Source organism: Mycobacterium liflandii (genome assembly GCF_022354805.1).
GTDB lineage: Bacteria > Actinomycetota > Actinomycetes > Mycobacteriales > Mycobacteriaceae > Mycobacterium > Mycobacterium marinum.
In genome coordinates, this window is the sequence record NZ_CP023138.1 from 4,771,593 (window position 1) to 4,787,481 (window position 15,889).

Genomic DNA, 15,889 nt, shown 5'->3' on the forward strand with positions numbered 1-15,889 from the left:
TAGCCGGCGGCGGACCGGCAGGCATGATGCTGGGCTTGTTGCTGGCCCGGGCCGGCGTTGACGTCACCGTGATGGAAAAGCACGCGGACTTCCTGCGCGATTTCCGCGGTGACACGGTGCACGCCAGCACCCTGCGTCTGCTTGACGAACTCGGTCTTGGATCCCAATTCGCTCAGATCCCGCATCGCCTGATCGACACCATCAGCATGAAGGTGCAGGGCCAACCGGTCGACCTCGACCTCAAACACCTGCCCGGCGCCCACCAGCACATCGCCTTGGTGCCCCAGTGGGATTTCCTCGAGTTGCTGGCCGCCGCGGCTGAGGCTGAACCCACCTTCCGATTGCTGCGCAGCACCGAGGTGACCGGGGTGCTGTGGGGTGACGGACCCGACCCGGGCCGCGTCGTCGGTGTCACCTACCGCGCGCAATCCGGTGAAACAAAACACATGCACGCCGATCTGACCGTGGCCTGCGATGGCCGGGGCTCCACGGTGCGCTCGGCCTTGGGCATGGCGACCCGCAGCTTCGGCGCACCGATGGACGTCTGGTGGTTCCGACTACCACGTCGGCCCGATGATCCGACCGGTCTGGCCGGCATCTTCAACTCAGGTCACGGCGGAATTGCCATCGACCGCGGCGACTACTACCAGATCGCCTACATCATTCCCAAGGGCAGCGATGCCCAATTGCGCGCGCAGGGTATTGAGGCACTGCACCGGGCGCTGGCGGACTTGATGCCCTGGCTCGCCGACCGCGTCGACGCACTGAAGTCTTTCGATGACGTGAAACTGCTTGATGTACAACTCAATCGGCTGCGGCGCTGGTACTGCGACGGCGCGTTGTGCATCGGCGATGCGGCGCACGCGATGTCCCCGGTCGGCGGCGTCGGGATCAACCTGGCCCTGGCCGACGCGGTGGCCACCGCCCGGATGCTGGCGCCGTCGTTGCGCGTCGGGTGGGTGTCCACCGGCCAGCTGGCGCGGGTGCAGGCACGCCGGTGGGCCCCGGACGGCCTTTCTGCAGGGCATCCAGCGGGCCATCCACGCCGCCATCGTCGCGGTGGCGGTAACCGGCGGGCCGCCGCAACCGCCGCCGGTGGTGCGCCTGGTGAGCCGTTCGGTGCCAGTGCGGCGGATCATGGGCTATCTGGTGGCGATCGGCCCACTGCCCGAACACGCCCCAAAGTACGCGAGGCGGGCACGGTAGACCCGACACCTCGGCGCCGCGCGGAGCGCAGTGGTGGACGCAGGGCAGGTCGACAGTCGATGATGGCGGGATGGTTTTGCACGCCGAACACGCAGACGAGGACGTCGAGCTCACCGTCGAGCCGACGGAGGCCCCGCACGCCGCGCCGGCTACCCAGATTCCCGCGTTGGACGGGGCCCCCGCGGCGTCGGTCGAACTCAGCCAGCACGGCATCTCCCCGTCCAGCGCATCGCTGCGCAATCCGTTTCCGCCGATTGCCGACTACGCGTTCCTGTCCGATTGGGAAACGACGTGCTTGATCTCTCCGGCCGGCTCGGTGGAGTGGATGTGTGTGCCCCGGCCGGACTCCCCCAGCGTGTTCGGCGCGATTTTGGATCGCAGCGCCGGTCATTTCCGGCTGGGCCCCTACGGGGTTTCGGTGCCGTCGGCGCGGCGCTACCTTCCCGGCAGCCTGATCATGGAGACCACGTGGCAGACCCACACCGGGTGGCTGATCGTGCGCGACGCGTTGGTGATGGGGCCCTGGCACGACATCGAAAGGCGCTCGCGGACTCATCGGCGTACGCCGATGGATTGGGACGCCGAACACATCTTGCTGCGCACCGTGCGCTGCGTCAGCGGAACCGTCGAGCTGATGATGAGCTGCGAACCGGCGTTCGACTACCACCGTCTCGGGGCCACCTGGGAGTACTCGGCCAACGCCTACGGTGAGGCCATCGCCCGGGCCAGCAAGCAACCCGATGCTCACCCGACGCTGCGGCTGACCACCAACCTGCGGATCGGGCTGGAGGGCCGGGAGGCGCGGGCGCGCACCCGGATGAAAGAGGGCGACGACGTGTTCGTCGCGTTGAGCTGGACCAAGCACCCGGCGCCACAGACCTACCAAGAGGCCGCCCAGAAGATGTGGCAAACCACCGAATGCTGGCGGCAGTGGATCAACATCGGCAACTTTCCCGACCACCCGTGGCGGGCATACCTGCAGCGCAGCGCGCTCACACTCAAGGGGTTGACCTACTCGCCCACCGGCGCACTGCTGGCGGCCAGCACCACCTCGCTTCCGGAAACACCGCGCGGCGAACGTAACTGGGACTACCGATACGCCTGGGTTCGCGACTCGACCTTCGCGCTGTGGGGGCTCTACACCCTCGGTCTGGACCGCGAGGCCGACGACTTCTTCGCCTTCATCGCCGATGTATCCGGCGCCAACCACAACGAGCGCCACCCGTTGCAGGTGATGTACGGCGTGGGCGGCGAGCGCAGCCTGGTTGAAGAAGAGCTCAACCATCTGTCCGGCTACGACCATGCGCGACCGGTCCGGATCGGCAACGGCGCCTACAACCAGGACCAGCACGATATCTGGGGCTCGATTCTGGATTCGTTCTATCTGCACGCCAAGTCGCGTGAACAAGTCCCGGAAACATTGTGGCCGGTGCTGAAGCGACAAGTGGAAGAGGCGATCACGCACTGGCGCGAGCCCGACCGCGGAATCTGGGAAGTGCGGGGGGAGCCGCAGCACTTCACCTCGTCAAAGGTGATGTGCTGGGTGGCGCTGGACCGCGGGGCCAAACTCGCCGAGCGCCAGGGCGAGAAAAGCTATGCCCAGCAGTGGCACCAGATCGCCGACGAGATCAAGGCGGACATTCTCGAGCACGGGGTGGACTCGCGCGGGGTGTTCACCCAGCGCTACGGCGACGACGCGCTGGACGCCTCGCTGCTGCTGGTGGTGCTGACTCGCTTCTTGCCCCCGGATGACCCGCGCGTGCGCAATACCGTCCTGGCGATCGCCAACGAGCTCACCGAGGAGGGCCTGGTGCTGCGGTACCGGGTCGAGGAGACCGACGACGGACTCTCCGGCGAGGAGGGTACCTTCACCATCTGCTCGTTCTGGCTGGTCTCGGCGCTGGTTGAGATCGGCGAAGTGGCCCAGGCCAAGCGGCTCTGCGAGCGGCTGCTGTCCTACGCCAGCCCGTTGCATCTGTACGCCGAAGAGATCGAGCCACGCACCGGGCGGCATCTGGGCAACTTCCCGCAGGCGTTCACCCACCTGGCGCTGATCAACGCGGTGGTCCACGTGATCCGCGCCGAGGAAGAGGCCGACAGTTCCGGGATGTTCCAGCCGGCCAACGCGCCGATGTAGCCCCCGTCGATTCGGGGTCAGCTCATATTGCTGACTCTTTCCATCATGGCGTGGGCGATCTCGATAGCGCTGGTATTGATGTCGGCGGACCCCTTGTCTGCGGGTCCTCGCACACTGAAAAACGCGATCTCGACTTCGACCAGGCAATTCCCCCGCAGGCCAATGGCACGCGCCTCCGGTCTGGCCGCTTTGAGCTGTGAACCGGATATCCGGGTGCCAATCGAAACGGTCGCCGCCAGCACGGAGTTGGTGATGCGCACGTCGGTGATCTTGTCCGCGAAGGCGACCTTGCCGCTATCGATGGTCACCATCGCGCCGTCGCAGCTGTCCCATTGCTGGGTGAAGCTCTCGAACAGTTCGGCGGCCTCGTCGGGCCCCGACAGCGCGACCACGCCCTCCGCCACGCTGATCACCTTCGCCGGTCCCGCGGAGTTCCACCAGGTCTCCCGCGCCACGTTCTCCACGCTGCCGGATCGACGCGCCGACTGATAGGCGCTCTTGGCCAGCATGGTCGTGATGCCCAGGCAGTCGACCCGCGACACCCGACCGAAGGCTTCCTGCAACCTCTCCGGGCCACCGAAGCGCGGTGGCAATTCTGACTTGGCCGTGAAGTCCTGGCCGAGAATCTTTGCCAGTGCGGCGCTGTCCAACAGCACGTCCTTGATCGCTTCTCCGGTGACCAGCTGGGGGGCAAGCCCCGCCGCGGGGAGCGCGGTGCCCGCAACGACAGACGTGCAGCCCGAAGCCAGACTGATGACCAACAGGCAGGCCAAGACCAATCGAGTTCTCATCAGTTCGTGCTCGATACCTTGCGCAGCATCACCTTGACGAGTTCGATCGCCCTGGTCCCGGGTTGCGAGTGCGGCCTGAGCGCCACCTTGGCATCGGCGAGGACGTCGCCCTGGACGCCGACGGCCCGTTCGACCGGGGACTGCGGAGTGTGGTGGTTGTCCCAGCTGATGATGGTCGCCGAAAGTATCGGCCCGTTGGTTCGGACTTCGGTCACTTTCGAATACAACTCTGTATCGCTCCTGTCATGGGTGTACATCGTGACGGTGCGGCCCTCGCATTGTCGCCATTGCTGCGTGAAAGACGCGAATAGTCGTTGCGCGTCGTCTGAGGACGCCAGCTTGATCGCGGCCACCGTTGCACTAGACGTCACCACACCGGAGTCGTAATTCCAATAATCCTGCAGTGCCGCCGCGCGGACCGGCGCCACCTCGTAGCTGATCCGCATCGCCGGCGCTATCGCCCCCAGACATTCGATGGGCGCGGCGGCAGAATTGTCGCGAATCCCGTTGGGCAACACGCCGATATCACCCACCATCGGCGGGCTGTGGGGCGGCAGATCGTTGCCGACCGCGGCCTTGACCTCCTCGCCATCCGGCAATACTTGCTCGGGGGTAAGCGCATTCGCACCCGGCTGGCCGGCGTGGGTGGACACTCCCGCAACGGTGTTCGTGCAGCCGGTTCCCAGCAGGCCGATACCCAGCAGGGCAACGGCTCCCGCCCAGCCGGCTCGCCCCACCGTCACGGCTACTTCTTGCCCTTATCCCCCGCGGCGTCGGTGGACAGTGCCGCGACAAACGCCTCCTGCGGCACCTCGACCCGGCCGATGGTCTTCATCCGCTTCTTGCCCTCTTTCTGCTTTTCCAGCAGCTTGCGTTTGCGGGTGATGTCACCGCCGTAGCACTTCGACAACACATCCTTGCGGATCGCGCGGATGTTCTCGCGCGCGATGATCTTGGAACCGATGGCCGCCTGCACCGGCACCTCGAACTGCTGACGCGGAATCAGCTCCTTGAGCTTGGTGGTCATCTTGTTGCCGTAGGCGAACGCCGAATCCTTGTGGACGATAGCGCTGAACGCATCGACGGCCTCGCTTTGCAGCAGGATGTCGACCTTGACCAGTTGGGCTTCCTGCTCGCCGGACTCCTCGTAATCGAGACTGGCGTAGCCACGGGTCCGCGATTTGAGCGAGTCGAAGAAGTCAAAGATGACCTCCCCCAACGGCATTGTGTATCGCAGTTCCACCCGTTCGGGCGACAAATAGTCCATGCCCCCCAGCTCGCCGCGCCGCGACTGGCACAGCTCCATGATGGTGCCGATGAATTCGCTGGGCGCGATGATGGTGGTCTTCACCACCGGCTCGTAGACGGTGCGGATCTTGCCCTCGGGCCAGTCCGACGGGTTGGTCACCTGCATTTCGGTGCCGTCGTCCTTGATGACGCGGTACACGACGTTGGGCGAGGTCGAGATCAGGTCGAGGTCGAACTCGCGCTCCAGACGTTCCCGACTGATCTCCATGTGCAGCAGGCCCAGGAAGCCGCACCGGAATCCGAAACCCAGCGCCACCGACGTTTCGGGCTCATAGGTCAGGGCCGCGTCGTTGAGCTGCAGCTTGTCCAGGGCGTCCCGCAGGTTCGGATAGTCCGATCCGTCAACGGGATACAGTCCCGAATACACCATCGGCTTGGGTTCGCGGTAGCCGGTCAGTGCCTCGGTGGCACCTTTTCGGGCGGTCGTGACGGTGTCGCCGACCTTGGACTGCCGCACGTCCTTGACCCCGGTGATCAGATAACCCACCTCGCCGACACCAAGGCCGTCGCTGGCCTTGGGTTCGGGTGAGACGATGCCGACCTCGAGCAGTTCGTGGGTGGCGCCGGTGGACATCATGGCGATGCGCTCGCGGGGGGTGATCTTGCCGTCGACGACGCGGACGTAGGTGACCACACCGCGGTAGATGTCATAGACGGAGTCGAAGATCATTGCGCGAGTGGGTGCGTCGGCATCGCCCTGCGGTGGCGGCACCTCGCGCACCACGTGGTCGAGCAGGTCTGCGACGCCTTCCCCGGTTTTGCCGGAAACCCGCAGCACGTCGCCGGGCTCGCAGCCGATGATGTGAGCAATCTCGCCCGCGTAGCGGTCCGGGTCGGCGGCCGGCAGGTCGATCTTGTTCAGCACCGGAATGATGTGCAGGTCGCGGTCCAGTGCCAGGTAGAGGTTGGCCAGCGTCTGGGCCTCGATGCCCTGGGCGGCGTCAACCAGCAGCACCGCGCCCTCGCAGGCCTCCAGCGCACGTGACACCTCGTAGGTGAAGTCGACGTGTCCTGGCGTGTCGATGAGATGCAGGACGTACTCGGTTCCATCGAGCTGCCAGGGCAGCCGCACATTCTGCGCCTTGATGGTGATCCCGCGTTCGCGTTCGATATCCATCCGGTCCAGGTACTGGGCCCGCATCGAGCGCTCGTCAACGACCCCGGTCAACTGCAGCATTCGGTCCGCCAGCGTCGACTTTCCGTGGTCGATGTGAGCGATGATGCAGAAGTTCCGAATCTGCGCCGGCGGGGTGAAGGTTTTGTCGGCGAAACTGCTGATGGGACTCTCCTGAAGCGGGGGTTTGCGGGTTTCCAGCCTATCTGTGCAGCGCCGCCCGGACCTACTTGAGGCCAATCGCGCTCGGCGGATCGCGTCTATGCTGCGAATATGACGTCTGCCGGGAAGTCCCAGTGGAAGACGTTCCAGCGCTTCGCGGAGAACCTCGTGTTCAACGAGGCGCCCAAGGTTGTCCATCGTCTGCAGAACACCCAGGAAACGCTGCGGACCATTCAGCAAGCCGTCAAAATCACCGCCAACATCGTGGCGATGGGGCTGCCGCCGCCACCGGCCGAGATCACCGCGGGCCGGCCGGTGACCGACACCAGCTCCCCGACCGCTGCGCGGGCGCGCAAGCTCACCTACTCCCCCGACCTCGATGGCCGAGCCGACCCGGGCGAAATCGTGTGGACCTGGGTGGTTTACGAAGACGATCCCACCCAGGGCCAAGACCGGCCGGTGCTCGTCGTAGGCCGTGAGCGCAACGTGTTGCTGGCATTGATGTTGTCCAGCCAGGAGCAGTACTCGGCCGATCCGGACTGGGTCGCAATCGGCACCGGCGACTGGGACTTCGAGGGCCAGCAAGGCTGGGTGCGGCTGGACCGGGTGCTCGATGTACCCGAGGAGAGCATCCGCCGCCAGGGTGCGATCCTGCAGCGCGACGTGTTCGACGTGGTGGCGGCGCGGCTGCGTGCCGAGTACAGCTGGCGCTAGCGACGAATGCGGCTATTGGCCGCCGCGGCACCGGGCAGTGATCACCCCTGGGTGATGTAGGACTGCAGCTGCTCCTGCTCGGCCTCGAGTTCTCCCATCCGCGACTTCACCACGTCGCCGATGCTGACGATGCCGATCAGCTTCTGGCCGTCGAGCACCGGCACGTGCCGCACCCGGTTCTGCGTCATCAGCACACTGATGCTGTCGACCGTGTCGGACTTTGTGCAGATGGCGACGGCACTGGTCATGATTTTGGAGACCGGGCGAGTCAGCACGCTGGCGCCGTGCGTGTGTAGCTGGCGCACGACATCGCGCTCCGACACGATGCCGACCACACCTTCCACTCCGACCACCACCATCGCGCCGATGTTCTGCTCAGCCAAACCGGCAAGCAATTCCCGGACCGTCGCATCGGGGTTGATGGTCGTCACCGCTGCCCCCTTGTTCCGCAAGACGTCCGCGATCCGCATTGAGGCCTCCCACAGCTTGTGACCCGACTCACACCCAGGCTACGACTAACTCGTGCGGCGGGAAAGCCAACACCCCAACCGGGCACAAACAGCCAAGTATCGATCCGGTCACCTGCACCTGGGCGCTTCCCGAGCCCCCTGACCGATAGAACCAATCCTGATACCCGCCAGCCGGATCGACCGGTTGAGCGATGACGCACCGACCCGGCTTGCAAGGATGGGCTCATGATTGAGATCACGTTGCTCGGAACGGGAAGTCCCATCCCCGACCCGGATCGTGCGGGGCCATCGACCCTGGTGCGAGCCGGCGGACAGGTCTTCCTGGTCGATTGTGGCCGCGGGGTGCTGCAGCGCGCGGCGGCCGTCGGGGTGGGTGCGGCCGGCTTGTCGGCAGTGCTGCTCACCCACCTGCACAACGACCACATTGCCGAACTCGGCGACGTGCTCATCACCAGCTGGGTCACCAACTTCGCGGCCGATCCCGCGCCCCTTCAGGTCATCGGGCCGCCCGGCACCGCGGAAACTGTCGAGGCAATGCTCAAAGCGTTCGGCCGCGACATCGGTTACCGGATCGCCCATCACGCCGACCTGAACGCTCCGCCGCCCATCGAGGTTCACGAATACACCGACGGTACGGTCTGGGACCGCGATGGTGTAGCGATCCGAGTGGCACCCACCGATCACCGCCCGGTGGCGCCGACGATCGGGTTCCGCGTCGAGTTCGACGGCGCGTCGGCGGTGCTGGCCGGGGACACCGTGCCCTGTCCCAGCCTGGACGAATTGGCCGCCGGCGCCGGTGCGTTGGTGCACACCGTGATCCGCAAGGACATCATCACGAACTTCCCCCAACAGCGAGTCAAGGACATCTGCGACTACCACTCCTCGGTACAGGAGGCGGCCGCGACCGCCGCCCGCGCGGGGGTGGGCACGCTGGTCATGACGCACTACGTGCCAGCCATCATCGCGGGTCAGGAAGACCAGTGGCGGGCGTTGGCCGCGACCGAGTTCGGCGGGCGCATCGAACTGGGCAACGACCTGCATCGCGTCGAGGTGCACGCCCGCTAGCGGTCCTCCGGGCACGCCCCACTGACTGTTCACCGCCGACACGAATTGCCCTTTTGTCGGCGCGGTGCGGGTTTCGTGGAAACGCAAATCCGCCTGCTCACGCTGCGTAACATCCATATCGCCTGGTAATTGGTCAATGGTCGTGAAGTGGTGGTGGTCGTGATGTCGTTTGCGGTCGTAGCGCCAGAGCTAATGCGGGTGGCCGCTTCGGATCTGGCCAATATCGGCTCCACGCTCAGCGCCGCCAACGCGGTCGCGGCGGCCCAAACGACCGCGGTGCAGGCGGCCGCGGCCGACGAAGTGTCTACCGCGATCGCGGCCCTGTTCGGCTGGCACGCGCAGACGTACCAGTCACTGAGCGCGCAGGCGACGTCATTTCATGACCAGTTTGTTCAGACCCTGGCGTCGAGCGGGACCTCGTATTGGTCCGCGGAAGCCACCAATGTCGAGCAGACGCTGCTCAACGCGATCAACGCACCCACCGAGGCCCTGTTCGGACGCCCGCTGATCGGCGACGGCGCCGACAGGCAAACCGTCAACGGGGTGGGACAGGCCGGCGGCGACGGGGGCTTCCTGTGGGGCAACGGCGGCAACGGCGGCGACAGCACCAGTGCCGGTGTGGCCGGCGGCGCCGGCGGTAGTGCCGGGCTCTTCGGCAATGGCGGCGCTGGCGGCACCGGCGCGGATGCTGATGTGAGCGCGACCAACGGTGGCGCCGGCGGGGCGGGCGGCAACGCCGGACTGATATTCGGCTTCGGCGGAGCCGGCGGCACCGGCGGCAGCGGCATCAATTCCTTCGCCTCGTTCGGCGGCGACGGCGGCGCGGGTGGTAACAGCTACCTGTTAGGGGCCGCCGGCGCAGGCGGCAACGGCGGGGTGGGCCTGGGGACGTCCGGATTCGGCGGCACCGGCGGGGACTGCGGCCAGGGCGGGCTGTTCGGAAACGGCGCCGCGGGCGGGCTGGGCGGTCAGAGCACCGACGGTGACGGCGGCAGTGGTGGCAGCGGCGGTCGAGCCGGAATCCTCTATGGCGACGGCGGCGACGGCGGCGACGGCGGTGCCGGCCGGTTCAGTTCAGGGTCCGGCGGCGCCGCCGGCACCGCCATCCTTGCCGGCAACGGCGGTAGCGGCGGCAACGGCGGTAGCGGCGGTAGCGGCGGTAGCGGCGGCAACGGCGCTAGCAGCACGGCTACCAGCGGCGACGGGTTCGGCGGTTTCGGTGGGATCGGCGGCACCGGCGGCCTGTTCTTCGGCAACGGCGGCGACGGCGGCAACGGCGGCGACGGGTTCGACGTCGCCAACGGGGGCGGCTGGGGCAGCAGCGGCGGCTCGGCCCTGCTCTTCGGCGACGGTGGTGCCGGCGGCAACGGCGGCGCCGGCGGCGGCCAGGGCGCAAACGGCGGCCTCGGCGGCCTGGTGATCGGCAACGGCGGCAACGGCGGCATCGGCGGCGCCGGCGATTCCGGTAACCCCGCCGGCGGTCAAGGTGGCAACGGCGGCGGCGCCTACCTGATTGGCAATGGCGGCTGGGGAGGCGTCGGCGGTGCCGGCGACGGCACCGGCGACGGCGGCGACGGCGGCAGCGGTGGCGACGGCGGGTGGCTGCTCGGCAACGGCGGTAACGGCGCCGAGGGCGGCACCAGCTCAGCAACCGGTGGGGCCGGCGGCAATGGCGGTGACGCTCGGTTCATCGGCAACGGCGGCGACGGCGCTCACGGAGGTGACGGTACCCCCGACGGTGCCAGCGGTACCGGCGGCAGCGGCGGCATCCTGTTCGGACAGAACGGCAGCGATGGCGGATAGCCCACAGCGTCGGGCGGACGCGGGCGAAATGTGCCCGGACTGCTGATCGCATCGCGATACGATCCGCACCTGGCCCAGTGGTCCTGACCCTCAGAGGTGCGCCATGGCATATGTGATCGCCGACCTGGAGGCAATGGCCGCGGCGGCCGCCGATTTGGCCGGGGTGAATTCGGCAATCGCGGCAGCCAACGGGATTGCCGCGGTCCCGACGACCGCCGTGCAGGCCTGCGCCGGCGATCAGGTGTCAGCGGCCGTCGCGGCGTTGTTCGCCGCGCATGCCCAGGGCTATCAGAGCATCAGCACACAGATGTCGGCAATGCATGACCAGCTCGTGCAGACCCTGTCCGCCAGCAGCGCGTCCTACGCCGGGGCCGAGGCCTCCAACGCCGCACAAGCATTGCTCGATCTGATCAACGCTCCTACCCAAGCGCTGCTGGGGCGCCCGCTGATCGGTAACGGCGCCGACGGCGCGACCGTCGGCGGAATCGGGACGCCCGGCGGGGCGGGCGGGCTGTTGTACGGCAACGGCGGCCTGGGCGGTGACAGCACCCTTGCCGGTGTCTCGGGAGGCGGCGGTGGCGACGCCGGGCTGATCGGTAACGGCGGCGCCGGTGGCACCGGCGGCAACGGCGGCAGTGGCGGGCTCGGCGGCAATGCCTGGCTGCTCGGCAGCGGCGGTACCGGCGGCACCGGGGGTGCCGGTGTCTCATCCGGATTCGGGGGTACCGGCGGAAACGGCGGCCTGGGCGGGCTGCTCTACGGCAGCGGCGGTGCGGGTGGCACGGGTGGTGCCGGTGCCGCGGGCGCCGTGTTGGGCGGCATGGGCGGGCTGGGCGGTGACGCGCGGCTGTTCGGCACCGGCGGCGCCGGCGGGACTGGCGGCGACAACAGCCTGGGCCTGACCGGTCAGGGCGGCCAGGGCGGCGACGGCGGCTACGGCGGTGCGCTGTTCGGTTCCGGAGGTTCCGGCGGGGGCGGCGGCACCGGGAGTTCCGCTGGCGGCGACGGCGGCGCGGGCGGCGCCAGCGGCTACGGAATCGGCAACGGCGGTGCCGGCGGTGCGGCCGGCGACGGTGGTGGTGCGGGCAGCCTCGGCACCGGCGGGAATGGCGGATCGGGCGGACGCGCCGCGTTGCTCTACGGCGTCGGTGGTGACGGCGGGGCCGGCGGCGCCGGCGGCGACGTCGTCGGCAGCGCTGGCGGCAGCGGCGGGCTCGGGGGCGCCGCCGGGTTGGTCGACGTCGGCGGCGACGGCGGAGCCGGTGGGGCGGGCGGCGGCGCCGGGGGTGACGGCGGCGCCGGCGCTTATCTGATCGGCGACGGGGGTGATGGCGGGGCCGGCGGGGACGGCAACGCGGGCAGCCTCGCGGGCGGCACCGGCGGCAATGGCGGTGACGCCAAGTTCATCGGTAACGGCGGCAACGGCGGTGACGGTGGGGTCGGCTTCGGCGGCGGCGCCAACGGCTCCGGTGGTACCGGCGGCGCCGCGGGGCTGCTTGGCAGCCCCGGCAGCGACGGCACCACCGTTTAAGGCCCTAGGCCAGCCGGGTGATCTCCACGTCCACGTCGAGGTCGGTGACGCCAAGCCCGGAGTAGATGCCTTTCAGCGGAGGTACGTCGCTGTAATCGCGGCCGGCGCCCACGCTGATGTACTGCTCGCTGATCTCGGTGTCGTTGGTCGGGTCGTAGTGCCACCAACCGTCGGTCCACGCCTGGATCCAGGCGTGACTGCGTCCGGCCACCGACTTCCCCACCACCGCGTTGCGCTTGGGATGCAGATAACCGGACACATAGCGCGCAGGAATTCCCATGCCCCGCAACACAATCAGCGACAAGTGCGCAAAGTCCTGGCAGACGCCTTTGCCCTGTTCCAGGGCATCGAGCCCGGAGGAGTGCACACCGGTGGTGCCGGGCAGGTAGTCCAATTCGCTGCGCGCCCAACGGGCCGCCGCGACGACCGCCTCCGCCGGGTCGTGATACTTCCTGATCCGGCGTCCCACGGCGGCGACACGTTTGCTTGTCGGGGTGTACGAGGTGGGGCGCAGCACCTCGTCGAAACGATCGATGACGGCCATCGACTCGAGTTCTTCCCAGGTGACCTTCGCCTCCGGCGGCTCCGGACGCTCGGTCTCGACGACCGAGGAGGACGTGACCGTCAGCTCGGTGTGCGGGGCGTGCAGGTCGAACGCCGTCACCGCGGTACCCCAATAGTCGACGTAGCGGTAGGACCGGGTAGCCGGAATGGTTTCGACCCGGTTGAGGATCACGTTCTGCCGGGAGTTGGACCGCGGCGTCAGTCGCGCCTCGTTAAACGACGCCGTGACCGGCGCCTCGTATGCGTACCCGGTGCTGTGCACCACCCGCATCCGCCACATCAGGATTCTCCCTTCCTGGCGACCATCTGGCCGCGGGGGCCGGCATCGGTCCAGGCTACCCATGGGGTTACGTGGAAATACTGCAGTGTCAACGCTTCTCCGACGTCACGACAGGTTCGTTGCAGACCTGACAAGCGGCTGTCCAGGGACTCCAGCAAGACCCCGGGCTGGACGAACTCGAGTTTGCTGCGCGCTTGCCCAAGCAGCCGCTGCGCTTCGGTGGTCGCCCCGATGCGGCTCTGCGGATTATGCAGCAGCTCATCGAGGTTGTGTTCGGCCATGCGCAGCGAGTAGTAGACCGAGCGCGGGAACAGCCGGTCCAGCATCATGAACTCGACCACCCGGGCCGCGTCCAACACCCCGCGATAGGTGCGCAGATAGGTGTCATGGGCACCCACCGAACGCAGCAACGTGACCCAGGCCGGCGATGACGCGCTGTCCCCTACCCGGGACAGCAACAGGCGCACCGTCATGTCGACCCGTTCGATGGCGCGGCCCAGCAACATGAACCGGTATCCGTCGTCGCGCGACAGAGTGGAGTCGGCCAGCCCGGCGAACATGGCCGCACGCCCTTCGACGAATGACAGAAATTCATGCGGCCCAAGTCGTTTGGCTGCTCGCTCACGTTCCGGGAGAGCGTGGTAGGTGGTGTTCAGGCACTCCCAGGTCTCGATGGACGTCACTTCGCGAGCCGACTTGGCGTTTTCCCGCGCCGCTGAGATCGCCTCGACGATCGAACAGCCGCCCGAAGCGTTGGTGCTGAAGGCCACCAGGTCGGTCAACGACCAGACATCCAGCTCGTGATCGGGAGGGTCGATGCCGAGCACCCGCAACAGCAGCCGCGAGGCATGGTCGGGGTCGATGCTGGAATCCTCGAGCAGCTGGTGTATCGCGACATCGAGAATTCGGGCGGTGTCGTCGGCGCGCTCTACGTAGCGACCGATCCAGTACAGCGCTTCGGCGTTGCGGGCAAGCATCACTTCTTCGCTTTCTGCTGCTGTTGTTGCTGGTGCTGACCTTCTTGCGGCTGATTTTGCTGCGGCTGCTGCTGGTTGGGCCGCGTATCGTCGGGACTCTGCTCGGGCACGGTCCGCGGCAACGACCGCAGCACTTGGGCGCCGCCCAGCTCACGGCCGGTAGCCAAGGAGCGCGGCGCCAGCACCCAGGTGTCCTTCGACCCGCCGCCCTGACTGGAATTGACCACCCGTGACCCCTCGACCTGGGCCACCCGGGTCAACCCACCCGGCAGCACCCACACGTCGTTGCCGTCATTGACCGCAAACGGCCTCAGGTCGACGTAGCGCGGCGCCAGCGAGTCCTCGATGCGTGTCGGCACGGTCGACAGTTCCATCATCGGCTGCGCGATCCAGCTACGCGGATCGTCACGAATCTTCTTGCCGACCGCGGCCAGCTCCTTGTCCGACGCGTCCGGGCCGAACACGATGCCGTAGCCCCCGGATCCCTCGACCGGCTTGAGCACCAGTTCCTTGAGCCGGTCCAGCACTTCTTCGCGTTCCTCGTCCAGCCAGCACCGATAGGTGTCCACATTGGCCAGCAACGGCTTTTCGCGCAGATAGTACTCGATCATGGTGGGCACGTAGGTGTAGACTAGCTTGTCGTCACCGACACCGTTTCCGATCGAGCTCGAGATGACCACATTGCCCGCGCGGGCGGCATTGACCAGACCGGCCACTCCCAGCACCGAGTCGGCGCGGAACTGCAGCGGGTCCAGGAAGGCGTCGTCGATGCGCCGGTAGATGACGTCGACCTGGCACTCCCCCTCGGTGGTGCGCATGTACACCTGATTGTCGCGACAGAACAGGTCGCGGCCTTCGACCAACTCGACGCCCATCTGCCGGGCCAGCAGCGAATGTTCGAAATAGGCCGAGTTGTAGACACCTGGGGTCAGCACCACCACGGTGGGGTCGGCCTCGTTGGTGGCCGCCGAGTTGCGGAGCGCCCGCAGCAGGTGCGAAGGGTAGTCGTCGACCGCACGGACCCGATGGGTGGCGAACAGGTTCGGGAAGACCCGCGCCATGGTGCGCCGGTTCTCGATGACGTAGGACACCCCCGACGGCGAGCGCAGGTTGTCCTCGAGGACCCGGAAGTCACCGCGCTCGTCGCGGATCAGGTCGATGCCGGCGACGTGGATGCGCACACCGTTGGGCGGAATGATCCCCACGGCCTCCCGGTGGAAGTGCTCGCAGGAGGTGATCAGCCGCCGCGGAATGACGCCGTCACGCAGGATCTCCTGGTCGCCATAGATGTCGTCCAGGTACATCTCGAGGGCCTTGACGCGTTGGATGATGCCGCGTTCCAACCGGGACCATTCGGCCGCCGAGATCACCCGGGGCACCAGGTCAAGCGGGAACGGCCGCTCCTGGCCCGACAGCGAAAACGTGATGCCCTGGTCTAGGAATGCGCGGTCCAACGCATCGGCGCGGGCCTTGAGCTCCGACGCATCCGACGGCGCAAGCTCGGCGTAGATGCCCTTGTAGGGGCCGCGAACGTTGCCCTGGGCGTCGAACATTTCGTCAAAGGCTTGGGAATACACATCCGACGAGTTGTAGCCGCCGAATATGCGTTCCGGACGCGCTTGTGACCGCCGCCTACTTGCTTGCATCGGTTCAGTAAGACTCACCTGGTTCATGGTGCCTCAATTCGACAATCCGCCGAGCTAACGGCTCCTCTTTTGGGTGGAAACGTAACCGACTGATAACCTGAGCACTCGCTGTCGGGTGTCA

Annotated in this window: 11 protein-coding genes and 2 pseudogenes; 6 read left to right on the plus strand and 7 right to left on the minus strand. The window is 67.2% G+C overall.

Annotated elements, in window-relative coordinates:
- The first annotated feature begins 23 nt into the window (after positions 1–23).
- A pseudogene (locus tag CKW46_RS21230) lies at positions 24–1,206 on the plus strand (FAD-dependent oxidoreductase).
- Between the two features lie 70 nt (positions 1,207–1,276).
- The gene (locus CKW46_RS21235; protein WP_012395333.1) at positions 1,277–3,343 is read left to right on the plus strand and encodes a glycoside hydrolase family 15 protein; all 2,067 of its coding nucleotides are present in this window, start codon (positions 1,277–1,279) and stop codon (positions 3,341–3,343) included.
- 17 nt (positions 3,344–3,360) lie between these two features.
- On the opposite strand, the gene CKW46_RS21240 is transcribed toward CKW46_RS21235, so the two are convergent.
- From CKW46_RS21240 to lepA, 3 genes and pseudogenes are all read right to left on the minus strand, one after another.
- Entirely contained in the window at positions 3,361–4,134 is a 774-nt protein-coding gene (locus tag CKW46_RS21240; RefSeq protein WP_117436186.1) for a sensor domain-containing protein, read from the minus strand.
- On the minus strand, positions 4,134–4,877 hold the full coding sequence (locus tag CKW46_RS21245) for a sensor domain-containing protein (protein WP_117436187.1): 744 nt from the start codon (positions 4,875–4,877) through the stop codon (positions 4,134–4,136). The genes CKW46_RS21240 and CKW46_RS21245 overlap by 1 nt, the downstream gene beginning before the upstream one ends.
- Before the next feature lie 2 nt (positions 4,878–4,879).
- A pseudogene (gene lepA, locus CKW46_RS21250) lies at positions 4,880–6,797 on the minus strand (translation elongation factor 4).
- A 32-nt stretch (positions 6,798–6,829) separates the two neighbouring features.
- Between lepA and CKW46_RS21255 the strand changes: the two are divergent.
- A complete protein-coding gene (locus tag CKW46_RS21255; protein ID WP_012395337.1) occupies positions 6,830–7,432 on the plus strand; it encodes a type II toxin-antitoxin system PemK/MazF family toxin in 603 nt (200 codons plus the stop codon).
- Positions 7,433–7,473: 41 nt separating this feature from the next.
- Here CKW46_RS21255 and CKW46_RS21260 read toward each other — a convergent pair whose 3' ends face one another.
- Positions 7,474–7,902 (minus strand): CBS domain-containing protein, encoded by a 429-nt coding sequence (locus CKW46_RS21260; protein WP_117436190.1) that lies wholly within the window; start codon positions 7,900–7,902, stop codon positions 7,474–7,476.
- A 225-nt stretch (positions 7,903–8,127) separates the two neighbouring features.
- Between CKW46_RS21260 and CKW46_RS21265 the strand changes: the two genes are divergently transcribed.
- From CKW46_RS21265 to CKW46_RS21275, 3 genes are all read left to right on the plus strand, one after another.
- Positions 8,128–8,967 (plus strand): Rv2407 family type 3 sulfatase, encoded by an 840-nt coding sequence (locus CKW46_RS21265; protein WP_015356510.1) that lies wholly within the window; start codon positions 8,128–8,130, stop codon positions 8,965–8,967.
- Between the two features lie 162 nt (positions 8,968–9,129).
- Positions 9,130–10,770, plus strand: a complete 1,641-nt coding sequence (locus tag CKW46_RS21270; RefSeq protein WP_482053456.1) for a PE family protein — start codon at positions 9,130–9,132, stop codon at positions 10,768–10,770.
- A 103-nt stretch (positions 10,771–10,873) separates the two neighbouring features.
- Positions 10,874–12,301 carry a PE family protein gene (locus CKW46_RS21275; protein ID WP_482052359.1) on the plus strand — a complete coding sequence of 476 codons (1,428 nt, stop codon included), beginning with the start codon at positions 10,874–10,876 and terminating at the stop codon, positions 12,299–12,301.
- 4 nt (positions 12,302–12,305) lie between these two features.
- On the opposite strand, the gene CKW46_RS21280 is transcribed toward CKW46_RS21275, so the two are convergent.
- From CKW46_RS21280 to CKW46_RS21290, 3 genes are read right to left on the minus strand one after another with little or no spacing between them, the layout of a single operon-like run.
- A complete protein-coding gene (locus tag CKW46_RS21280; RefSeq protein WP_482052360.1) occupies positions 12,306–13,145 on the minus strand; it encodes a transglutaminase family protein in 840 nt (279 codons plus the stop codon).
- Complete coding sequence (locus CKW46_RS21285; RefSeq protein WP_012395342.1) at positions 13,145–14,122, minus strand: alpha-E domain-containing protein; 978 nt, start codon at positions 14,120–14,122, stop codon at positions 13,145–13,147. The genes CKW46_RS21280 and CKW46_RS21285 overlap by 1 nt, the downstream gene beginning before the upstream one ends.
- Positions 14,122–15,795 carry a circularly permuted type 2 ATP-grasp protein gene (locus CKW46_RS21290; RefSeq protein ID WP_012395343.1) on the minus strand — a complete coding sequence of 558 codons (1,674 nt, stop codon included), beginning with the start codon at positions 15,793–15,795 and terminating at the stop codon, positions 14,122–14,124. The genes CKW46_RS21285 and CKW46_RS21290 overlap by 1 nt, the downstream gene beginning before the upstream one ends.
- Between the last annotated feature and the right edge of the window lie 94 nt (positions 15,796–15,889).